This is a genomic window from Rickettsia endosymbiont of Nabis limbatus, from assembly GCF_965196655.1.
GTDB lineage: Bacteria > Pseudomonadota > Alphaproteobacteria > Rickettsiales > Rickettsiaceae > Rickettsia.
The window spans coordinates 778,873-801,945 of the sequence record NZ_OZ239771.1 but is presented as its reverse complement, the minus strand read 5'-3'; the positions used below and the strand labels follow the sequence as shown (position 1 = coordinate 801,945).

The window sequence follows — 23,073 nt, the reverse complement described above, 5'->3', positions numbered from 1 at the left end:
TGTTTAGTTACATTTGAGATAACATAGCGTAAGTTTTGATAATTTATATTGTCAAAAAATAATAAAGTAGGAATATGTATCCCAGTGATATAGTGGAAGAAGAAAGGATACATTTAGCTCCATTTGTTGGTCCTTGCAAGATAGGACGGTCACGTAAACATAATATAAGAGATATAATTAATGGCATTCGTTACGTAATTAGGAGTGGTTGTCAGTGGGGATTATTACCTAAAGATTTTCTCCCATGGCAAACAGTATATGACTATTATTTACGTTGGCGTAAGAATGGTAGATGGCAAGAAATACATGATAGATTAGTCCAAAAAGTAAGGGAGAAAGAAAGTAAGAAATCCACTCCTACTGTAGGGATTATAGATAGTCAGTCTGTTAAGACTACCCAAAAAGGGGAGCTAGAGGATATGATGCAGGCAAGAAGATTAAGGGTAGGAAACGCCATATAGTTACAGATACACTTGGTTTAGTATTATCATGTGAAGTACATTCAGCAGGTATACAAGACAGAGATGGTACTAAAAATGTAATAATCAAGGCAAAAGCAAAATATCCTAGTATTATCAAATTTTTTGCAGATAGTGGTTATGCTGGAGCATTACAAATTTGGTGTTTTTTAACTGTAAGAGCATTACTGACAATTTCTCGTAAAATTGTTGATCAAGTGGGGTTTAAAGTGATTCCCAAGCGTTGGATAGTTGAACGTACTTTTGGCTGGCTCAATAATTTTCGTCGTATGAGTAAAGACTATGAGCATAACTATAAAACTTCTGAACATATTATTTATATCAATATGATTACACTTATGCTTAAAAAATTGACTAAACCTTAATTTCAAGACAGACTCTGAGATTTTTGGTGCAGAAGTTGCAAAGCATGTAGAAGGTCTAACCAGAGTTAAACCTAGTGGAAAAATAAGTGCCGAAGAAAGTCTTAATTTACTAATTAAACAAAAAAGATATGATACTGTACTTATAAAACTATTTGATCGTATTCATAATATACAAACCTTAGAATCTAAGACCCCTGAAAAAGCCTATAAGATAATTAACGAAACGCTAAGAAAATTTTTAGTTTCTGCTATACATTTAGAATGTTACGAGATTGAAGAAAAGTTTAGTAACATATGTTATAAATTTCTAAATGATAGTAAACTTTATGATGAAAATCATAATTTATAAATAACCAGCTTTCTTTTCCAATTCCTGAAAATGATTAAGACCAAACATACAAGTCACAAGTAATGGTACCATAACAATAAATAACCCATACTGACCAAAATATTTAGTTAGATATATAATTCCAAATGAAGTAATTACATACATTAAAGCTCTAGAAATAGCATATATCATGCTGCTATAGGTAAAACGTTTAAAAACTGGAAAATGTCTAAAGAATATAGAAACAGCGGGAACAGTATCAAAAGAGCATGATATTATGCATATTTGAATTAAAAGAAGTTGTATAGGTGTGGTTATATTTCCTAAAAGATATGGGGAAGATAAAATAAATATAAATAATAATACTAATTTTACTCTAAGAATTTTTAAAGGATATATTTTATAACTTAAGAAACATATTAAAGATAAAGTAGCCAAATGAAACATTGAGATAATAAAATTATGACGAATTACCTGAGAAGCACTATATCCAAATGAATTCTTTAATACTTCACCGCAGGTAATATAAGTGTAATAGAAACATATAGACCAAGCACAACTCATTATAAAGAAATATATTGTTGTCTTTCTACTAGGTTTTTGATTAAAAATTTCATCATGTTTTAGTTCTTTTGTGTCTAAATTGATCTTTTCATATCTTCGTAAAAGTCTAGCACTTGCATTTACAAAGTCGGGTGTTTCTCTAAGCTTGGTTCTAGCATAACCACCTATGACTGCGATAGCTGCACCTATCCAAAAAGCAATACGCCAATTTAATCCATGTGTAGTAACTAAAGAAGCTACAGCAAGTGCTGCTGTGGTTCCGATTACTGATGCTACAGCAATAAAAGAAACTAAAGGATATTGAACAGGTGGCTTTGTAATTTCAGTTAAATATAACTCTGCACCTACTATTTCACCTAAGGATTCCATACCTTGAACTGCACGGCAAACTGTGATTAACACAGCAGCAAAATAACCTATTTGCTCGTAGGTAGGAGCGTTAGCCATCACTACACATGATAAAGCCATTAAGGTAGTTGTCATAATAACTGTGGACTTCCTACCTAATTTATCACCAATTCTTCCGAAGATATATGCTCCTAATGGTCTGAATATAAAAGTAGAGCAAAAGGTAAAAGCAGAGAGAAGAGAAGTAACGCTAGGCTCATATTTAGGGAAAAATAGTTCATTTAATAATACTGCCAAATGAACATATAACATTAAGTCAAAATATTCTAAAAAGGTGGTAGTAGATAAAATACCAGCAGCTTCTTTTGCTCTCTGGTTAAAGTTGTTTGTTCTTTTGCGTAACCTAGCATAATTTTCCTACAAAAGCTATACTTGTTTTACATAAAAGTCAATAAAGAATGTTAGTTAAGTGTTAAAAAAAGTTAAATATGAATTTAAAGCTCTTTTATCTAAATCTATATCTTCTATTTCGCCGCTTTTGCGGTTTTTAAGTTCGACAATATTATTTGCAGCTTTTTTAGGACCAATTATTATTTGGTAAGGTGAGCCGATAAGATCATGTGTTGCAAACTTACTACCAGCTCTTGCGTCAGTATCATCGTATAACACGTCAATATTTTGAGCAAGTAGCTCATTATATATTCTTTCTGCAAGTTCTATACATTTGCTATCATGGATATTTAAGTTGATTAATGAAATTTTAAAAGGTGCAACAGCGATAGGCCATATAATACCTTTTGCATCGCTATTTGCTTCTATGATAGCTGCAACTAGCCTTGAGATACCTATGCCGTATGAACTCATCTCTACAGGTGTTAATTTGCCATGCTCATCATTAATAAGAGCATTCATATTAACAGAATATTTTGTGCCAATATAGAAAATATGCCCAACTTCTATACCTTTGCTGCTAGTTATTTCTTCATCAGAAGATAATTTACTTGCATCGTGCTTCTCTTCAGCAGCTGCATACCAGCTTTTTATTTCTTCAATATCAATATCAGTATTATCCCTTAAAGTTTTAAATCTTTTGTCATAATAAATAGTGCTTTCACCGGTTTCGGCAATAATATGAAACTCATGGCTTAAATTTCCGCCTATCGGACCATTATCAGCAATAACTGGAATAGCAAATACACCTAAATCTCTGAAAGAGTTAATATAAGCTTTATACATTTGGTTATAGGTCTTAACCGCACTTTCTTCATCGATATCAAAAGAATAGGCATCTTTCATGAGAAATTCTCGACCTCTCATAACACCGAAGCGTGGTCTAATTTCATCACGAAACTTCCATTGAATATGGTAAAGATTTTTTGGCAAATCCTTATATGATTTAATATTATTACGGAAAATATCCGTAACCATATCTTCGTTAGTTGGACCAAATAACAAAGTATTATCGTGACGATCCTGAAATTTTAGCATTTCTTTGCCGTAATTATCAAAGCGTCCGGATTCTACCCATAAATGAGCCGGTTGAATGCAAGGCATTAGGACTTCTAGGCAATCTGCTTTATCCATATTTAAGCGTACAATATTCTCAATATTTTTAAGCACTTTTAAGCCGAGTGGTAACCAGCTATAAATACCAGCAGCTTGTTGCCTAATCATTCCACTTCTAAGCATTAGCTTATGAGAAGTTATTTGGGCTTCACTTGGGTCTTCTTTTAAAACAGGTAGGAAATATTTGGATAGTAACATATTATTTTTTCGAAGTAAGGTTTAAGAATTCATGACGATATTTTTGCTGTTCGGCAAATATTCCTGTATAGTGCATAGTGTTCATGATGCTGTTATCTTGCATTACACCACGCATTGACATACAGCTATGTAAAGCTGATATTTTAACTGCAACACCAAGTGTTTTTAAATTTTCCTGCACGCTTTCAGCTATTTGTACTGTCATTTTTTCTTGAATTTGTAATCTCTTAGCAAAAGCGTTTACTATTCGTGCAAGCTTACTTATACCAACAATACAATTATCCGGAATATAAGCTATATGTACTGTACCGCTAAAAGGTAACATATGATGTTCACAAAAAGAGGTAAATTTTATACCCTCTAATGAGATAAAATCTTGAAAATTACCGGTATCACTAAATTTTGTTTCTAATATTTCCTCAATATTTTTGCTATATCCTGAAAATATTTCTTCATAACTTTTGATTACTCTATCCGGAGTTTTAAATAATCCTTCACGATTGGGATCCTCACCGATAAATCTTAGTAATGTTCTTACTGCCTCTTTTGCTTCTTCTTTTGTCGGTTTTTTAATCGTCATAATTTTGTTTATTTTTCAAAAAGATTGTTTTACCACAAATATAAACAAACATCAAGCCACCTACTATAGCAATAAGCCCGCCGCCGCCCATCATACCCATTAATAGCTTAGCAGATAGCGGCATTACAGTATTGGGGTCTTTACGCATAACGCCGTAACCGCCAGCAAAAGCAAGCCCTAATATATGCAAAATCTGCCCGAATGTTAGGAGGTAGAGTGTGGTTGTCATTGTCACCCCGTGTGCGGTTATTAATGTCATCCCGCGGCTTGACCGCGGGATCTTGTACCGCAGATTGTGTTCTAAGATACCGCGATCAAGTCGCAAGATGACAGATTGATAACAATACCCCATACAAGCAATACTTATTCCTACGATAGAACCATGATAATGTGCAGGGATCACTACATTTATGCCTGATATATTCATGGCTATCAAACCGCCGAGTAGGAATAGACTAATAGAGCAGAGGAGGGTGGATTTGATGATATTGTCATTGCGAGGAAATTGCATAGCAATTGACGAAGCAATCTCAGCAAACATTCTGAGATTGCCACGCTCCTTATAGTCGCTCGCAATGACGCTACAGTGACATAACGATTCAACTACTATACCACCCACACATAATCCAGGTGCTATGCCGCCTAGATATTTCATATAGTTTGTATAAAATTCTTTAAAGTTACCATCAATAATATCGTAAGAGATATGCCCCCAGATAATAAGAGTGCTGAAAACAAAATTTAAATACAGCAAAAACAGATAGAATTTTTGGAATTTTGATTCTTTGCCTATTAGCTTTTCAAATAACATAATCCAGATAAACATTGCTATTTGAGTATAAATAAATTGCAATAAATGACCGCCACTCCAAAAAAGTAATTCATAATAAAATTCTATCTCAATAGGTATGATTTGGATAACATTTTGTAAATCATTATAAGAACACCAAAAACAAACCCAAGTTAATATGAACATTATTATAGTCGATAGAATAGTAAAATTAACTAAACCACTCCAATTTGCCCAATCAAATAAATATAGAATATTTAAAGCGTATAATAGCAAAGTAATACCGAATAAGCTAAGACCTAAGACAAATATTATATTCTCAAGCATCGGTATATAATGGGACTGTTGCGAGATGAGAGGGTAGCAGGTATAATAAAAAAATAAAAAATATGTTTATATGTCAGAGTATCAAATGCTAATGGTAAGTTTAGATGAGTTAGTAAATGCGGATCATCAATATCGTAAATTCAAAAGTTTATTCAAATTCAAAGCAGTTGAAGCTGAGTTATTAGCATTAGAATGCGAAGCTAATTATAAAGGATATGGTATAGAGAGGCTGTTTAAATGTTTGCTGCTACAATTTATGGAAGACTTATCTGATCGGGAATTAGAACGTTATTTAGCTGATAGCACAGCGGCGAAATGGTTTTGTAATTTTGCTCTTACAGAAAAGACACCTGATTATAGTGTATTTAGTAAAATACGTAAAAAAATAGGTACTAATTTACTATCAAAAATATTTACAAAATTCCGCGATCAACTACGAGTACAAGGCTATATGGGTGAAGTATTTACCTTTGTAGATGCTTCTCATTTAATCTCAAAAGCTAATCTCTGGGAGGAACGTGATAAACTAAGAGCACAAAAATATGATAAATTGAATAATGAGACTTTGCCTAAGGTTGCAAAGGATAAACAAGCCAAAATTGGCTGTAAGGGAGGGAATAAATTTTGGTATGGTTATAAAAAACATGTGAGTGTTGATATTCAATCAGGCATGATCAATAAGGTTGCAGTTACCCCTGCAAATGTTACCGATAGAAAAGGTTTTAAGCATGTTATGCCAAGTTCTGGTGCTACATATGTTGATAAAGGTTATTGTACAATCTCTACCAAGAATGCAGCAGCTAAAAAGGGAGTCCATCTTTGTGCAATAAAGAAAAATAATATGAAAGATAAGAATTTTGACCTTGATAAATATTATACGAAAATCAGAGCACCTTTCGAGATGGTATTTTCAAAAGATAATAAGCGGGTTAGATATATAGGAATTGCCAAAAATCAATTCTCCGAATTTATGAATGCCATATGTTTTAATTTAAAACGATTAGTGGTTTTAACAACTTTAATGGCTTAAAGAAATTTATTAATAAAAATTCTAACTCTGTAAACAAATCTCTATTAAATTACTACACTATTGAATAACATTTATCTCTATATTAAACAGAATTTCTTTTTTAAAATATTTATTACCTCCTTTCCTCTTATTTTACTATCAAAAATTATCTTTCAACGACCCCATAATTATTCATAACCGGATTATGTCCAGCTATAGGGGAAATGGCTATAAGGATGGTAGCAAAGAAAGTGAGTTTAGGGTAGAGGTGGAACGTGTCATTGCGAGCGACTAAAAGGAGCGTGGCAATCTCAGGATGTTTTACAAGATTGCCACGTCGCTTTGCTCCTCGCAATGACGATTCGCTACCCCAAACACTAGCCGTAATAGATAGTAGCCAAATTAATACCGATAAATCAACATGGATAATTAACGCAGATTTGAAAATATGAGGATTTGGGGAAAAGCTAGCAAGTTGCGGTGTACGAAGAACTACCAAAACAATCGAATATAAACCAGCAAAACCTAACGATATTATACCAAGCTTAAGCCAAGCTAAGGTTAAATTATTGCTTTGTAAACTAGTATAATTGGAATTCATGATAGAATAATAATTAATTAAAATTTATTGCTTGTAAAAGATGAAAATTATACTTTATAAGTTATAAGATAAACAACTTTCCTAATCAAAAAAGTATATCTATGTTCAATTTTTTACAATCGAATTAAGAGTTATTTTTAATATCAATCTATACATTTTTAATCATATTAACAATAAGACATTTTAATGATACTCCTCGCAGCAGAGCTACGAGGTATCTATCCAAAAAGTTTTAACTGTTTTTGTTGAAATGCTTTATAAGAAGGTTTGCCTGAACCTTGATTTTTTATATAATTACGTAATTTCCGCTCATCACCATGTTTACCTACTGTGCTCATAAAATATCCTTTACTCCAAAACTCACTTCCCCATAATTTTTCTTTAAGATTTGGATATTTCTTAAACATTTCCTTAGATGTAATACTTTTTATGATTTGAGTTATTTTTGTTGGGCTATACATTGGTATTGACTGTAGTAAAAAATGTACATGTTCTTTATCTACTCCTATTTCCAAAAATCTAATTTCATAACGAGCTTCTATGTCCTCACAAATTTTACATAAATAATCGTCTAGTTCCTCTTTGAATATTACTCTTCTATACTTTGCCGGTGTTACTAAATGATATATTAGTACTGTGACATTATCACTTTTATGTATATAACTGCTTTCTTCCATGCATCTAGTATATCACGAAGCAGACCTTAGGGGAATTAAACCCTAAGAGATTAATGAATCTTAAAAAAACTGCTAAGTTTAGGAATAACAATTATATTATCAATCCTCATATTATAAATCTTATAGGAAATATAAAAAACAAAACCGTATTAGATGTAGGTTGTGGATTTGGTAGATATTTAAAAATCCTTTTAAAAGATAATCCTTCAAAATTAGTAGGGTGTGATATTTCCAAGCATCAAATACAATTATGTAAAAATACTATCAACAACGATAATATAGAATATTTTATCATAGATTTTTCTGACACCACCGCTCCTTTAATTATAGGAGAAAATAAATATGATATTGTTTATACTGTATTTGTAATATTATACGTGGAAACTCTCGATAAGCTAAAAATATTTATTGATAATTGTTATAAATGTCTAAAGCAACAAGGAAGAATTATAATATGTACTTTAGATATTTTAAGTGCTTCATTTTACCCAGAAGTCTTTGATATATTGAAGCTTCCTGTAAAAACTTTAGTTAGCAATAATAAGTATAGCGATGGTTCCTCAATACAAATAGAAATTACAAAAAATTGCATCGTAACCTCCTATCAAAGAAATTTTGAAACCATAAAACAATTAATCTCTTAGGGTTTAATTCCCCGAAGGTCTGCTTCGTGATATACTAGATGCATGGAAGAAAGCAGTTATATACATAAAAGTGATAATGTCACAGTACTAATATATCATTTAGTAACACCGGCAAAGTATAGAAGAGTAATATTCAAAGAGGAACTAGACGATTATTTATGTAAAATTTGTGAGGACATAGAAGCTCGTTATGAAATTAGATTTTTGGAAATAGGAGTAGATAAAGAACATGTACATTTTTTACTACAGTCAATACTAATGTATAGCCCAACAAAAATAACTCAAATCATAAAAAGTATTACATCTAAGGAAATGTTTAAGAAATATCCAAATCTTAAAGAAAAATTATGGGGAAGTGAGTTTTGGAGTAAAGGATATTTTATGAGCACAGTAGGTAAACATGGTGATGAGCGGAAATTACGTAATTATATAAAAAATCAAGGTTCAGGCAAACCTTCTTATAAAGCATTTCAACAAAAACAGTTAAAACTTTTTGGATAGATACCTCGTAGCTCTGCTGCGAGGAGTATCATTTGAAACAAGTGGGTTTTAATAATATTAGAAAACATAATTTATTTTTAGATGAAATTAGTCTACAAGCTTTTACAAATAGAGAGCTAGATATAATAAAAAATCTAATATATTTTTATTATTAGAAGCTCAAAAATTATAGTAATGCGGATAGCGAATTATTGCATAACCCGCTATTTGCGTTTACTAGGTTTTTTTTTGTTAAAGCATGCTCTAGTACCTGATCAATATTTGAGACAGGGATAATTTCTAGACTACTTTTTATATTTGGTGGTATGTCTTTTAAATCCTTGACGTTTTCTTCCGGAATTAATACGGTTTTAATCCCTCCCCTACTTGCGGCTAGCAGCTTTTCTTTAAGACCTCCAATCGGCAATACATTCCCTCGTAAAGTTACCTCACCAGTCATAGCGACAGTGCGGCGTACCGGTATTTTAGTCATCAACGAAACAATGGTGGTAAACAAAGCACAACCAGCAGAAGGTCCATCTTTTGGAATAGCACCAGCAGGAACATGGATATGAATATCAAAATCTTTATAATCTTCATATTTTAAGCCAAAATCAGCCGCTCTTCTTCTAAAGCAACTATATGCAGCCATTGCTGATTCTTTCATTACATCGCCAAGTTTTCCGGTAGTTTTGATTTCACCTTTTCCTGGGAATGATAAAGCTTCAATAGTTAAAAGCTCTCCTCCTACCTCCGTATAAGCAAGCCCTGTAGTGCTACCTATTTGATCGTTTTTTTCTGCAAGACCAAAATTATATTTTCTAGCCCCTAAAAACTCTTCTAAATTATTGCTATCTACAGAAATATGCTTAACTTTTTTATCGGCCAAAATTTGCTTTAAAGCCTTTCTGGTTAATGCTCCTATTTCACGCTCTAATGACCTTACACCTGACTCTTTAGTATAATATCTAATTAAATCTAAAATAGCATCATCGAATATGCTAATTTCATCTTTTTTGATTTTGTGCATTTTGAATTGCTTGGGAACTAAGTACTCCTTGGCTATTTGGATTTTTTCTTCTTCTACATAACCAGAAATATTTATAATTTCCATCCTATCAAACAATGGTCGAGGTAGATTATCAATAGAGTTAGCAGTTGCTATAAATATTACATCTGATAAATCATATTCTACTTCTAGATAGTGATCGACAAAATGGCTATTCTGTTCAGGATCTAACACCTCAAGCAATGCCGATGCAGGATCACCTCTAAAATCTGAACCCATTTTATCTATTTCATCAAGTAACATAACAGGGTTACTTGTTTTAACTTTCTTAAGCTGAGTAAGGATTTTACCAGGCATTGAGCCAAGATAAGTTTTTCTATGCCCTCTAATTTCAGCCTCATCTCGAACACCACCTAGGGCAAATTTGGTATACTTTCTACCCATTCCCTCGGCAATAGATTTTATTAAAGATGTTTTACCAACGCCAGGAGGACCGATTAAACATAATATAGGACCTCTAATTTTATTGGAACGCTGTAATACTGCTAAATATTCTATTATTCGCTCTTTAACTTTTTCTAAGCCAAAATGATCACGATTTAGAATTTTCTCAGCTTGGTTAATATCGATTTTACTATTATCATATTTACCCCAAGGCAAACTAAGCAACGTCTCAAGATAATTACGTGTTACTCCGGATTCTGCTGACATCTGGTTCATAGTGCGGAGTTTTTTAAGCTCAGCTTCGGCTTTTTCTCTAGCTTCTTTCGATAGTTTTGCAGCTTTAATTTTTTTGTCAAATTCAGCAAGATCTGATTTATCTTCATCAAGTTCTTTCTGAATTGCTTTCATCTGCTCATGTAAATAATAATCACGCTGGGTCTTTTCTATTTGCTTCTTCACCCTTTGCTGCAAAGCTTGTTCGGTTTCTGAATTAACTATATTGGATGTAAGAATGTTAATGATTGTACTAATACGCTTAAAAGGACTTGTTTCCTCAAGTAAGCGTTGTTTTTCTTCAAGCGAGGTAATCAAATGTGAAGCTAAAATATTTATAATATTAGTAGTCTCACTTATTTCTTTATTTATAGTTTCAATAATTTCTGCATTGATTTTTTTATCATTACCTGCATATTTAGCAAATAACTGCACAGCATTATCAACTAATGACCGCATATTATTAGCATCAAATATCTCTTCATCAGGAATAATTTCATAATTTGCTTCAAATGCTTCATCACCTTTAATATTGCTTATCTTTACTCTTGCTATTGCTTCTACTAATATTTTTGCAGTAGTGTTAGGTAATTTTACTATCTGAATAACCTTAGCAAGTATGCCAACATCGTAAAGCTCGTTTTTATTTGGATTTTCTTGATCAAATTTTTTCTGTAATGTTACTAAAATGTACTTGCTATTATCTTCTTCAGAAAGTGTAGTATTAGAGAGAGCATGCAGGGATTTTTGCCTGCCTACAAATACAGGAGCAATTACACCAGGAAATACTACTATATCTCGCAGTGCCATTAATGGCAGTGATTTTTTATTCATCAATTAAAACCTTTGAAATTTGACGGTTATTAACTATATAATATAGTATTAAGACGATTTCAAGCTACCATTATTAATTATTATTTATGAATTTATTACTTCAAAATCCCAAAAATGTAGCAACTGCACATAATAGGATTAAACAATATCTGCATTTAACTCCAATGGTTCATTCTGAAAGCTTAAACGAAATGCTGGGACATGAGGTTTTTTTAAAGGTTGAATCACTGCAAAAAACCGGAGCATTTAAAGTTAGAGGTGTATTAAATCATTTATTAGAATTAAAAGAACAAGGAAAACTACCTGAAAAAATAGTTGGCTATAGCACAGGTAATCATGGAATCGGGCTTGCTTATGCAGGTAAGTTGCTTGGTATTAAAGCAAGAATTTATTTGCCATTAAATACTTCTCATGTAAAGCAACAAGCAGTAATTCATTATGGTGGGGAAGTTATATATACCGATACTCGGCAAGAGGCAGAAAAAAAAGCAAAGCTAGATGAAATGCAAGACTTTTATTATATGCACCCATCAGATAGCGATTCTACAATAGCAGGAGCAGGTACTCTATGCTATGAAGCATTACAGCAATTAGGATTTAGCCCTGATGCTATTTTTGCCTCTTGCGGCGGTGGTGGATTAATTTCAGGATCTTACCTTGCCAAGGAACTAATATCACCGACAAGTTTATTGATAGGCTCAGAACCGCTATCGGCTAATGATGCTTATTTATCTGTTAAAAATAATGAAATATTTAGGTTTAAGGATTCGCCTAATACCATCGCTGATGGTCTTAAAACTCTTAGTGTTTCGGCACGTACTTTTGAATATTTAAAAAAGCTCGATCATTTCTATTTAGCTGAAGAATACGAGATATATTATTGGACGGCTTGGCTTACTCATTTGCTGAAAGTAATATGCGAACCATCAAGTAGTATAAATATGATTTCGGTAGTAAACTGGTTAAAAACACAAACAACTCCTAAAAAACTGCTTGTACTAATATCAGGCGGCAATATTGATCCTATCCTTTATAATGAGTTATGGAAAGAAGAATATTTAACCGTGCCACCTAACATATCTACTTAAAAATTTGTTTAATTCGTATAATTTTCTGGCGAATCAAAACAAATAAGAAAGCAAAAATTTTAGAAATTTCATATAAAAATGCGAAAATCCATCCTACCATCATAGCTTCACTTTTATCTACGGAATTATCTATATCTAGTAGATATTTTTTAAATTCAACTGAATCTTTGAACTGCATAAGATCAATTTGAAACATTGAATCAAATTGATCAGGATTTTTTTAGCATCTTCTAATTGCTTATTCTGCTCTAACAAAACAAACTGTTCATATCGCTTATATGCGTCATTTTCTACACTTCCTCCACCAATAGACATAACAAAAAATGTTAAAAATGTGACCGCATGATACAAAATTATTAGATATTTATTTTTAATCTCTTAGGGTTTAATTCCCCGAAGGTCTGCTTCGTGATATACTAGATGCATGGAAGAAAGCAGTTATATACATAAAAGTGATAATGTCACAGTACTAATATATCATTTAGTAACACCGGCAAAGTATAGAAGAGTAATATTCAATGAGGAACTAGACGATTATTTATGTAAAATTTGTGAGGACATAGAAGCTCGTTATGAAATTAGATTTTTGGAAATAGGAGTAGATAAAGAACATGTACATTTTTTACTACAGTCAATACCAATGTATATAGCTTAATGCGATAAGATAGTGACTTAGAGTATGAGTTAGATTATACTAAATGAAAAACTTATGGCAAAGGCATATTCATACGATTTAAGAATACGAGTAATAAAAAGTTTAACAGATGGTAAAACAATAAAAGAGACTTCTGAGATATACTCTATTAGTAGGAAGACTATAATAGAATGGAAAAAATTAAAGAAACAAACCGGCGATATCAAAGCAAAAAGTGGTTATCATACAGGACATCGTAGAATAATAAGAGACATAGAGGGATTTAAAAAATTTATAGAATTAAATTTTGATAAAACCACCATGGAACTAGCTAACAACTGGAGTCAAAAAGTATCTGCAAGTACGATATCAAGATTGCTTAATAAATTAGGTTATAGTTATAAAAAAACTTTTCTTCATCCCAAAAGAGATGTTGGTCTAAGGAATGAGTTTATAGTCCCTTTGGTGGTTAAAACCTCCATCTTCCAGATGGAAAAGCTTTAGCTTGCCATGTGCGCCATGATGCATTGCATCATAAGCACCATGAGTTCAACACTTCAGGAAATCACCTAACAGTTTACTATCGTCTTTATCACACAGTGTGGTAGAAATTGTTTGTGCACGCAGTGACTGTAGATCTAATAGTGGTAATGTACCGATTATATGATTAAAGACATATTGAGGTACATGAACCAGACATGATTTCTCTCACATACGGCTTGAATAAGCTTTAGCTTGATATGCGACTTCTAGTCGCTATAGACAAACTTTCATCTCTCAGATGAAAGTGATTGATATTGAAACTAAAAACTATAGACAAACAAGATTTAGTATTTATCGATGAATCTGGGATAGAAGATAATAGCTGTAGAGAACACGGGTGGAGCATTATCGGTCAAAGATGTTATGGTGAAAGGGCAAAACTTACGCTATGTTTGGTTCTAAATATCGTAAAGATGGAGAACGAAGCTGTTGTTGCATATAGTCATCTAAAAGCCCTAACTTTATTTGGTAGACCGTTTTACCTATTTTATTTGCAGTTCTTTTGAGAAAAGCCCAAACTAGAAATGCACAACTAATGTGATTACGTTGGATACGCTGTTTTCTGCATTGGCAACGTTCTATACCAGTCAGTTGCTTAATTTCTCTATGCATGCTCTCAATTACCCATCGCAAGCCAAACTCATCTTGTGCAGCTTTAGAAGATTTTTGAGTTTTGTTATTGGTAACAACATAATCAACTCTGTTGGTAGAAACAGTAAATTTAAACAAATTAACATGCTTATTTTTGGCAAATCCTTTTATATGAATCTCCATTCCATTCTTAATTTCTTCATCTGAAAACGTCAACTTGCTAACAGCTTTATAAGGCTCGTAATCACACGTTTTACTAACATTTCTATTGGCTTTAATAGGGGCATAATAATATTTGCCCAAGGAGTCAACATGTTGCATAATTTTGTGTGTAGCATACCATGTGTCAAAAAGTACAGTTTGAAAAGGAATCTTTTTACTATAAACAGCATTATTGAACATCTTTAGTAGGTGATCTAGTTTCGTCGCTCCATCATGATCAGGTGAAAAAATGCGATAATCTATTACCCAAAACTTATCAATATCGGGGTTATAATATACAAGACTCACTACTCCTATACCGGTAGTAACTCCACCTGTAGCTCCACTATACTGCGATCTAGCAACCTCTATTTTCTTTGTGTTCCTTTTGTTTAACACCGTATCATCAAATATTGTATATCCGTTAGATGAAAAGATAACATCATTCTTAATGTGTTCCCATAACAAAGAAGGAGTATATTTTTCATTTTCTAAAAATCTATTAATAACATCATGGCTACATTTCTTGGCATGTTTAGCGTAGTAGGTTAAACTATAATTCTTTTGGCTAATTGTTAAAAATTGACAGTAATCTGTTCTATTAATTGGTATTGCTTGCAATCTGTTCCTCTTTGACATGTTTAATTATTCTTACAATAATTTATCACTCTTCCACTCATAGTGGAAGTTTTGTTAGTATAAAAGTCAATAGAAATATTGGGACTGTTGCGAGATGAGAGGGTAGCAGGTATAATAAAAAAATAAAAAATATGTTTATATGTCAGAGTATCAAATGCTAATGGTAAGTTTAGATGAGTTAGTAAATGCGGATCATCAATATCGTAAATTCAAAAGTTTATTCAAATTCAAAGCAGTTGAAGCTGAGTTATTAGCATTAGAATGCGAAGCTAATTATAAAGGATATGGTATAGAGAGGCTGTTTAAATGTTTGCTGCTACAATTTATGGAAGACTTATCTGATCGGGAATTAGAACGTTATTTAGCTGATAGCACAGCGGCGAAATGGTTTTGTAATTTTGCTCTTACAGAAAAGACACCTGATTATAGTGTATTTAGTAAAATACGTAAAAAAATAGGTACTAATTTACTATCAAAAATATTTACAAAATTCCGCGATCAACTACGAGTACAAGGCTATATGGGTGAAGTATTTACCTTTGTAGATGCTTCTCATTTAATCTCAAAAGCTAATCTCTGGGAGGAACGTGATAAACTAAGAGCACAAAAATATGATAAATTGAATAATGAGACTTTGCCTAAGGTTGCAAAGGATAAACAAGCCAAAATTGGCTGTAAGGGAGGGAATAAATTTTGGTATGGTTATAAAAAACATGTGAGTGTTGATATTCAATCAGGCATGATCAATAAGGTTGCAGTTACCCCTGCAAATGTTACCGATAGCAAAGGTTTTAAGCATGTTATGCCAAGTTCTGGTGCTACATATGTTGATAAAGGTTATTGTACAATCTCTACCAAGAATGCAGCAGCTAAAAAGGGAGTCCATCTTTGTGCAATAAAGAAAAATAATATGAAAGATAAGAATTTTGACCTTGATAAATATTATACGAAAATCAGAGCACCTTTCGAGATGGTATTTTCAAAAGATAATAAGCGGGTTAGATATATAGGAATTGCCAAAAATCAATTCTCCGAATTTATGAATGCCATATGTTTTAATTTAAAACGATTAGTGGTTTTAACCGCATAGCGAAAATCTAGGGAGCTTGCTCCCTAGATGGATAGCGTTATAATATAAGCGTTGGCATATTATAATTTAGTAGAATGGAATTGAGGCGTAATAGTCATCATGTTTTTAGAATAATGTATCACTTTGTGTGGATACCAAAATATCGTCATAAAGTGTTTATTGAACCTTATAGAGAAAGCTTAAGGTTAATAATAAAGAAGATTGGTTACGATTATAATATAGAAATAGTGGAGTTAGAGATACCTACTGATCATATTCATATGGTAGTAAAATCTGAGCCAAAAGTTTCTCCGTCGTATATTATGCAAATAATAAAAAGCATATCTGCAAGAAATTTTTTCAAGCTTTATCCAAAAATAAAGCGTAAATATTTTTGGGGTGGTAAACTTTGGACGCAAAGTTTTTTTGTAGAAACTGTAGGTAACGTTAATGATGAGGTAATTCGTGAATATGTACGAAATCAAATAAACGCAATGGATAAAATTGAAAAAGAAACAAAGCAGTTTAACCTGTTTTGAAACTCGGTCGCTTGCGGCCGAGTTCTTCATCAACTTTAATGGCTTAAAGAAATTTATTAATAAAAATTCTAACTCTGTAAACAAATCTCTATTAAATTACTACACTATTGAATAACATTTATCTCTATATTAAACAGAATTTCTTTTTTAAAATATTTATTACCTCCTTTCCTCTTATTTTACTATCAAAAATTATCTTTCAACGACCCCATATTATATTTTTAAACTATTTTAGCGTCACTAAGTTAAATTAATGACGCTAAAAATATTCATCTATAAATTAGACAAAAACGATTTTATACCATTTCAATAACGGTACTATCATAACCTAATAAAGCCGATTCATTATTTGGAACTGTATGATCATTAGATGAAATTACTATATTTGTAAGTTCAAGCTCATCCACTAAATCATTAAGCCTATTGCAAACTTCCCGAGCTGCATCTGGTATATTAGAAGTTTCAATTTTTTGACCAATTTCTTCATAAATACCAGTAACAGGTCTATTAGATGTAGGTATGTCATAATGCAATTCTGTAGACGTATTACTTTCTTCTAACGTTGGTAGTAAAAGAGAAGTGCTTTCTTTATCTTCTTGTCTGTTAAAGGCACTAATCCTAATTCCCGCTGCTTGAAAATCTTCACGCATACTAAATGTTGGGTTTAGTAAATTAGAAGCACTTTCTCTGGCACCGTCATATATGGACGCCTGGTTAAAAACAAGTACTAAAAATAAAAAACAGTTAATGATAAATGAAGCAGTCATATATTCGGCATCAAAGTGCCATAATGGTTTCTGCATTCTGCCTAAGATCCTAGAGAGATTCACTCAAGTTAGCGGTATCTAGGTACCATGACGTTAGCTCGGATTTCATCCAGAATGATTATGTATTATCTCTTTAACCCGCCGTTTTATTATTCTACTTTGTTTTTATTTCTTTACCCCTATCTAGTTTAAAAATTATATAGTTTATAATTTATCCTAAATCTTAAGTACTATTATACCAATTGGTAATTTCTGTTCTTTACCAGACAGGCATAAGCGATTCTAGCCAATTTATTAGCTGTAGCTACTGCAATTACATTGAACGATTTCCCTTTTTCTTTTAATCTTTCAATAAATTCTGATAACGCTCCTGATGTCTGATTAGTTTTATAGCTTCTCATCAATAAAGACCTACCAGCCTGTATTAGCATTGTTCTTGCATATCTATCACCTTGCTTGGTTATTCTTCCTAGAATAATCTTACCTCCAGTGCTATTTTGTTTCGGGACAATTCCAAGTGAAGCAGCAAAATCCTTAGCAGAATCGTATGCTTCAACCGGTTTGATGCTTAAAATACTTGCGTTAATTGTACCAATTCCTGGAATAGTTTCTAAAATTTTTGCCTTCTTGGAACTCCGATTCTTTGCTGCTAATTCTTTATCTAAGCTTTGTTCACGAATCATCAATTGTTCAATTTCTTTACAATCCAGCAACATTTGTTCAGCAATAGTGTTGTTAATAAATCCTTCTTCTAGGGCAAAATTTACAAAATTTTGACAAGATTTTGCAAATGTAGATTTTCCGCATGTTACCAAATAGCCAAATTCAAATAATGAAGTCATCAGAGAGTTGCTGTACTGAATCCTTTGTTGTATTATATTTTGTCTTGCTTTATGCAGGTAAGATATTTCTTGCTCTTCTATTGTTTTAGCTTTGACGTGTATTAAATCGGGATCACATGATGCTTTGCAAATTGCAATTGAATCATTAATGTCATTTTTTTGTCGAGTTTTTGCATATGCTTTCACATCTTTAGGTTTAAGCAAGATGGCTTTATGTCCTATTGATTCAAGCCTTTGAGCCATATAATGAGCTCCACCACAAGCTTCAAATACAAAGGTTTCTGACTCTGGAAACATTGTTGATAAATTTTCAAAAAAGCTTCTTCGATCCATTGCTTTTTTTAATACAACTTTATTGTCTAAATTTATTGCTGCAAAATGCAACTTTCTTTTTGCTAAATCAATTCCTATTACTTTATAATTACTCATGGTATGGACTCCTTTATAAAATTATTAAAAATTACAAACCTATCTTAGGTTTTGGTTCTTTGATATCTTAATATCACTTAAAACCGTTGATAAGTTCTTTCTTATCATTGGCGTCCATACCATCAAGTTAAGAGAGATGTAAATTAAGTATTGAGCAAATGCATGGAATAATTTATAGAATAGCAGTAACCATTTATCTCTAAATTTCACCATTATGCGTATTACTCAAGCTCCGAAGAGACATCGTTTTCCAGCAAGCATCATTAGCCATGCAGTATGGTTATATCATCGTTCTAATAGTAGCTACCGAGATGTTCAAGAACAGATGGCATATTGAGGTATTATTTTGAGTCATGAGACAGTAAGATTTTGGTGCAATAAATTTGCAGTTTATTTTCAAGATGTTATCAGAAGGAGGGAGCGGAAGCCAACTGATAAATGGCATTTAGATAAAATGAACATTAAGATTAAAGGTGAAGTATTCATACTATGGAGGGCTGTTGACTCTGAGGGACATGAATTAGAAGTATTGCTACAGAAGCGACGCAACAAGAAATCAGCTATTCGCTTTTTATTAAGATTATTGGGCAATTACCCAGCTCCAAGAGTAATTGTTACTGATAAGCTCAAGAGTTACATTAAACCGATTAAGCTTATGTGTCCTAGGACTAAACATCGAACTAATAAGAGATTAAATAATCGCGTTGAGAATGCACATCAACCAACTAGGCGAAAAGAGAAGATATTGATTAAATTTAAGCATCCTAATGCAGCACAATGTACATTATCACTGATGGGAAAAGTTAGAAATATATTTGCCGTAAATGTTGGAAGATATACTAAAACAGCACCTGACCAAAGAATTGAATTTGCATCCGCTAAATCCATTTGGGATGAAGCTACTCAAAGACTTCTTGCTGCCTGAAATCTAAAAATATTACTCTTTTTGACACTATGTTACTTAACTTGACGATGCCATCAAATATTCAAATTTTGCCGGATCGCAAAGTTGTATTAGTTTATCTTTCATATTGATTTAACTCTCTTTTTAAATATTAATTGAAGTAATTTTGATAGTTAAATTAGAAAAATAATTGAACTATCTTTACAAAATTCGTTTAAAGATATAAATCATATCTCTTAGCTTAGCTTTGCTAATAGCACCTGTGTACTTTGGTTGTAGTTGTAAGATACAGCTTCAATCAATAAGGTTAATACTAGCATCTCTTGGAAGGCTTTTTCTGTAACTTCAAAATGTAAAATATGTAACATTCATAAAATGGATAAGATTAAAAATTATGGGGAAAAATAGGGAGGAAAAATAAGGGGATATTTTAGATGATAAAAAATCTTATAATTTGCAGTCAAAAAGAATAAACTATACTCACTATACATTAAAACCATGTAAAGCAATCCTTGAAAGAAATAAATTATATCTCTATAATCAATATAATAATTAAATTTAAGGCTATATAATCGTGACTGATAACAATTCTTCTAATTTAGTACCGGTAAATATCGAAGATGAGATGAAAGTATCTTATCTTGACTATGCTATGAGCGTCATAGTAAGTAGGGCAATACCGGATGTCCGAGATGGTTTAAAGCCGGTACATCGTCGTATCATCTACTCAATGCATGAAGCTGGCAACCACGCAAACAGAGCTTACAGAAAATCCGCTAGAATAGTTGGTGATGTGATGGGTAAATACCATCCACACGGTGATAGTGCTATTTACGATTCGTTAGTGCGTATGGCTCAAGATTTTTCGTTGCGTTTACCGCTTGTTGATGGACAGGGTAATTTTGGCTCATTGGATGGTGATGCTGCGGCGGCAATGAGGTATACCGAATCACGTATGGCTAAAGTAGCCCATAAACTGATTGAGGATATTGATAAAGAAACTGTCAGCTTCAACCCAAACTATGATGGTTCTGAGGAAGAGCCTTCAGTGCTACCTTCTATGTTCCCGAACTTACTAGTAAATGGAAGTGGTGGTATTGCGGTTGGTATGGCAACTAATATTCCGCCTCATAATCTTGGCGAGGTTATTGATGCTTGTTGTTTATATGTAGATAATAACGATATAGAAATTTTAGATCTGTTAGAAATTGTTAAAGGTCCTGATTTCCCTACAAGCGGCATCATTTTAGGTGCTAATGGTATTAAATCAGCATATTTAACAGGTAGGGGGAGCATCGCTATAAGAGGGCGTGCTGAAATCGAGAATTTAGGCAACGGGCGTCAGGCAATCATAATTACCGAAATACCTTATATGGTAAATAAAGCAAGGCTTGTTGAAAAGATTGCTGAAATGGTTAAGGAAAAGCGTATTGAGGGTATAAGCGATTTACGTGATGAGTCGAATAAAAACGGCATAAGAATTTATATTGAGCTAAAGAAAGATATTGTCGCTGAAGTTGTATTAAACCAGATATATGCTTGTACGCAGCTTCAAACTAGCTTTGGTGTAATTATGCTAGCCCTAAAAGATGGCTTGCCTAAGGTAATGAATCTGAAAGAAGTAATAACCGCTTTCGTTAGCTTCAGGGAAGTAGTTATCACTAACCGCACTATATATTTACTTAATAAAGCAAGAGATAAGGCTCATCTTTTATTAGGTTTAACTATTGCCGTTAGCAATATTGACGAAATAATCCGTATTATAAAAGCTGCAAGTGATCCAAATGCTGCTAAACAAGAATTAATGGCACGCGAGTGGGATGCGTTAAATATTTTGCTGCTTGTGAAGTTAGTTGATGATAAGGCAATGTTGAATGAAGAGGGCAAATGTAGCTTTACCGAAGCCCAAGCAAAAGCAATTTTAGAGATGAGATTGCAACGCTTAACCGCCATGGAAAAGAATAAGTTAGAAGAAGATTTAAAGAGCCTTGCCACTGAGATTACGGAGTATTTAAATATTTTAGGTTCACGTGAGCGATTACTTGAAATTTTAAAAGAAGAGCTAATTAAAGTTAAAGAAGAATTTGCAACCCCTCGTCTTACCTCGATTGAATTTGGGGAGTTTGATCAAGATATCGAAGATTTAATCCAGCGTGAAGAAATGGTAGTAACTGTAACGCTTGGTGGTTATATAAAGCGTGTGCCTCTAAGTAGTTATAGAGCTCAAAAACGAGGCGGTAAGGGTAGGTCAGGGCTTTCAATGCGTGATGAGGATATTACCACGCAAGTTTTTGTTGGTAGCACTCATACTCCAATGTTATTTTTCTCAAATATTGGGCAGGTTTATAGCTTAAAACTATATAAATTGCCGCTAAGTAATCCGCAAGGAAAAGGTAGACCGATGGTTAATATATTACCGCTTAAAGGTGATGAGTATATAACCAATATCATGCCGTTACCTGAAAACCAAGATGAATGGGATAATCTAAATATCATGTTCGCAACTGCTAAAGGTAATATTAGAAGAAGCGATTTATTAGATTTCAAAAAGATTCAGTCAAATGGTAAGATAGCAATTAGGCTTGATGAAGATGATAAGTTAATTGATGTAAAACCTTGTAAAGAAGACGAGCATATTTTACTAGCAACTAAATCTGGTAAAGCTTTAAGATTCCCTGTTGAGTCGCTGCGTGTGATTAAGAGCCGTACTTCCGATGGGGTACGTGGTATGAGACTTGCACAAGACGATTCGGTGATTTCCATGACTGTCTTAAGAGGTATTAAAGCTACCCGTGAAGAGCGAGACGCTTATTTATCGGTATCATGGGAAAAGAGACTCAAGATTGCTAAAGGCGAGGAGTTTAATTCTGAAGAGTTAGGCGTAGATTTAACTGCTGAATCTGTTTTAGAGATGGCAAATTCCGAAGAGTTTATTTTAACAGTAACCGAAAATGGCTTTGGTAAAAGAAGCTCAGCTTATGGATATAGGATTACTGACCGTGGTGGTAGTGGTATTATCAATATGGATATTAATGACAAAACCGGTTTAGTAGTTGGTGTTATGCCTGTTAAAATGGATGACGAGTTAATGCTTATCACTAATAGCGGTAAATTAATCCGCTGTAAACTTGAAACAGTACGTATTACAGGGCGTAACACTAGCGGTGTTACTTTATTTAGGTTAGATGACGGGGAAAAAGTCGTATCAGTATCTCTAATTGCCGAAAGTTCTGATGATAATGAAGAAGAGGATAGTGAGATTGAAGAAGAAATTCTAGAGGCAACAGAAGAGGTATAATTAATTAAAGAGC

19 protein-coding genes and 5 pseudogenes are annotated in these 23,073 nt (G+C 32.9%); 14 read left to right on the top strand and 10 right to left on the bottom strand.

Features of this window, described 5'->3' with window-relative positions; genetic code table 11:
- The first annotated feature begins 74 nt into the window (after positions 1-74).
- Entirely contained in the window at positions 75-461 is a 387-nt protein-coding gene (locus tag ACOAL3_RS04635; protein WP_419235416.1) for a transposase, read from the top strand.
- Positions 437-844 (top strand): transposase, encoded by a 408-nt coding sequence (locus tag ACOAL3_RS04630; protein WP_395477632.1) that lies wholly within the window; start codon positions 437-439, stop codon positions 842-844. The genes ACOAL3_RS04635 and ACOAL3_RS04630 overlap by 25 nt, the downstream gene beginning before the upstream one ends.
- 343 nt (positions 845-1,187) lie before the next feature.
- Here the strand turns inward: ACOAL3_RS04630 and ACOAL3_RS04625 are convergent.
- The 4 genes and pseudogenes from ACOAL3_RS04625 to ACOAL3_RS04610 all read right to left on the bottom strand — a co-directional run.
- Positions 1,188-2,494, bottom strand: a pseudogene (locus ACOAL3_RS04625) (MFS transporter).
- A gap of 55 nt (positions 2,495-2,549) precedes the next feature.
- Positions 2,550-3,848, bottom strand: a complete 1,299-nt coding sequence (gene proS / locus ACOAL3_RS04620; RefSeq protein WP_419235500.1) for a proline--tRNA ligase — start codon at positions 3,846-3,848, stop codon at positions 2,550-2,552.
- 1 nt (position 3,849) lies between these two features.
- The gene (gene folE, locus ACOAL3_RS04615) at positions 3,850-4,428 is read right to left on the bottom strand and encodes a GTP cyclohydrolase I FolE (protein WP_395476429.1); all 579 of its coding nucleotides are present in this window, start codon (positions 4,426-4,428) and stop codon (positions 3,850-3,852) included.
- Positions 4,418-5,560: pseudogene (locus ACOAL3_RS04610) on the bottom strand (hypothetical protein); the annotation flags it as partial. The pseudogene ACOAL3_RS04610 and the gene folE, both read right to left, overlap by 11 nt.
- Positions 5,561-5,615: 55 nt before the next feature.
- On the opposite strand from ACOAL3_RS04610, the gene ACOAL3_RS04605 reads away from it, so the two are divergent.
- Complete coding sequence (locus ACOAL3_RS04605) at positions 5,616-6,575, top strand: transposase (RefSeq protein WP_419234540.1); 960 nt, start codon at positions 5,616-5,618, stop codon at positions 6,573-6,575.
- A gap of 163 nt (positions 6,576-6,738) precedes the next feature.
- On the opposite strand, the pseudogene ACOAL3_RS04600 reads toward ACOAL3_RS04605, so the two are convergent.
- Together ACOAL3_RS04600 and tnpA (ACOAL3_RS04595) are read right to left on the bottom strand one after the other, a co-directional pair.
- Positions 6,739-7,155: pseudogene (locus ACOAL3_RS04600) on the bottom strand (hypothetical protein); the annotation flags it as partial.
- Positions 7,156-7,373: 218 nt separating this feature from the next.
- Positions 7,374-7,832, bottom strand: a complete 459-nt coding sequence (gene tnpA, locus ACOAL3_RS04595) for an IS200/IS605 family transposase (RefSeq protein ID WP_419234624.1) — start codon at positions 7,830-7,832, stop codon at positions 7,374-7,376.
- A 53-nt stretch (positions 7,833-7,885) separates the two neighbouring features.
- Here tnpA (ACOAL3_RS04595) and ACOAL3_RS04590 point away from each other — a divergent pair, with 53 nt between their 5' ends.
- Entirely contained in the window at positions 7,886-8,476 is a 591-nt protein-coding gene (locus tag ACOAL3_RS04590) for a class I SAM-dependent methyltransferase (RefSeq protein WP_419235499.1), read from the top strand.
- A gap of 42 nt (positions 8,477-8,518) precedes the next feature.
- Entirely contained in the window at positions 8,519-8,977 is a 459-nt protein-coding gene (gene tnpA, locus ACOAL3_RS04585; protein ID WP_419235498.1) for an IS200/IS605 family transposase, read from the top strand.
- Between the two features lie 166 nt (positions 8,978-9,143).
- Here tnpA (ACOAL3_RS04585) and lon read toward each other — a convergent pair whose 3' ends face one another.
- Complete coding sequence (lon, locus tag ACOAL3_RS04580; RefSeq protein ID WP_419235497.1) at positions 9,144-11,516, bottom strand: endopeptidase La; 2,373 nt, start codon at positions 11,514-11,516, stop codon at positions 9,144-9,146.
- A gap of 86 nt (positions 11,517-11,602) precedes the next feature.
- On the opposite strand from lon, the gene ACOAL3_RS04575 reads away from it, so the two are divergent.
- From ACOAL3_RS04575 to ACOAL3_RS04560, 4 genes and pseudogenes are all read left to right on the top strand, one after another.
- Complete coding sequence (locus tag ACOAL3_RS04575; protein ID WP_419235496.1) at positions 11,603-12,604, top strand: serine/threonine dehydratase; 1,002 nt, start codon at positions 11,603-11,605, stop codon at positions 12,602-12,604.
- Positions 12,605-13,028: 424 nt separating this feature from the next.
- Positions 13,029-13,250 (top strand): annotated as a pseudogene (locus ACOAL3_RS04570) (transposase); the annotation flags it as partial.
- A gap of 63 nt (positions 13,251-13,313) precedes the next feature.
- Positions 13,314-13,742 (top strand): helix-turn-helix domain-containing protein, encoded by a 429-nt coding sequence (locus ACOAL3_RS04565; RefSeq protein WP_419235495.1) that lies wholly within the window; start codon positions 13,314-13,316, stop codon positions 13,740-13,742.
- A 290-nt stretch (positions 13,743-14,032) separates the two neighbouring features.
- Positions 14,033-14,159: pseudogene (locus ACOAL3_RS04560) on the top strand (IS630 family transposase); the annotation flags it as partial.
- 3 nt (positions 14,160-14,162) lie between these two features.
- Here the strand turns inward: ACOAL3_RS04560 and ACOAL3_RS04555 are convergent.
- Positions 14,163-15,194, bottom strand: a complete 1,032-nt coding sequence (locus ACOAL3_RS04555) for an IS701 family transposase (protein WP_473198144.1) — start codon at positions 15,192-15,194, stop codon at positions 14,163-14,165.
- A 157-nt stretch (positions 15,195-15,351) separates the two neighbouring features.
- On the opposite strand from ACOAL3_RS04555, the gene ACOAL3_RS04550 reads away from it, so the two are divergent.
- Together ACOAL3_RS04550 and tnpA (ACOAL3_RS04545) are read left to right on the top strand one after the other, a co-directional pair.
- Complete coding sequence (locus tag ACOAL3_RS04550) at positions 15,352-16,302, top strand: transposase (protein ID WP_419235493.1); 951 nt, start codon at positions 15,352-15,354, stop codon at positions 16,300-16,302.
- A 113-nt stretch (positions 16,303-16,415) separates the two neighbouring features.
- Positions 16,416-16,820, top strand: coding sequence for an IS200/IS605 family transposase (gene tnpA, locus ACOAL3_RS04545; RefSeq protein ID WP_419234538.1), 405 nt, complete (start codon positions 16,416-16,418; stop codon positions 16,818-16,820).
- A 296-nt stretch (positions 16,821-17,116) separates the two neighbouring features.
- On the opposite strand, the gene ACOAL3_RS04540 is transcribed toward tnpA (ACOAL3_RS04545), so the two are convergent.
- Entirely contained in the window at positions 17,117-17,623 is a 507-nt protein-coding gene (locus tag ACOAL3_RS04540; RefSeq protein WP_419235492.1) for a hypothetical protein, read from the bottom strand.
- Positions 17,624-17,820: 197 nt separating this feature from the next.
- Positions 17,821-18,858, bottom strand: coding sequence for an IS110 family RNA-guided transposase (locus tag ACOAL3_RS04535; protein ID WP_419234517.1), 1,038 nt, complete (start codon positions 18,856-18,858; stop codon positions 17,821-17,823).
- A 214-nt stretch (positions 18,859-19,072) separates the two neighbouring features.
- Between ACOAL3_RS04535 and ACOAL3_RS04530 the strand changes: the two genes are divergently transcribed.
- The 3 genes from ACOAL3_RS04530 (at position 19,073) to gyrA (ending at position 23,060) form a co-directional block, all read left to right on the top strand.
- Positions 19,073-19,195, top strand: coding sequence for a hypothetical protein (locus tag ACOAL3_RS04530; RefSeq protein WP_419234670.1), 123 nt, complete (start codon positions 19,073-19,075; stop codon positions 19,193-19,195).
- A 9-nt stretch (positions 19,196-19,204) separates the two neighbouring features.
- Positions 19,205-19,783 (top strand): IS6 family transposase, encoded by a 579-nt coding sequence (locus tag ACOAL3_RS04525; protein ID WP_419235491.1) that lies wholly within the window; start codon positions 19,205-19,207, stop codon positions 19,781-19,783.
- A 553-nt stretch (positions 19,784-20,336) separates the two neighbouring features.
- The gene (gyrA, locus tag ACOAL3_RS04520) at positions 20,337-23,060 is read left to right on the top strand and encodes a DNA topoisomerase (ATP-hydrolyzing) subunit A (protein WP_419235490.1); all 2,724 of its coding nucleotides are present in this window, start codon (positions 20,337-20,339) and stop codon (positions 23,058-23,060) included.
- Positions 23,061-23,073 lie beyond the last annotated feature (13 nt).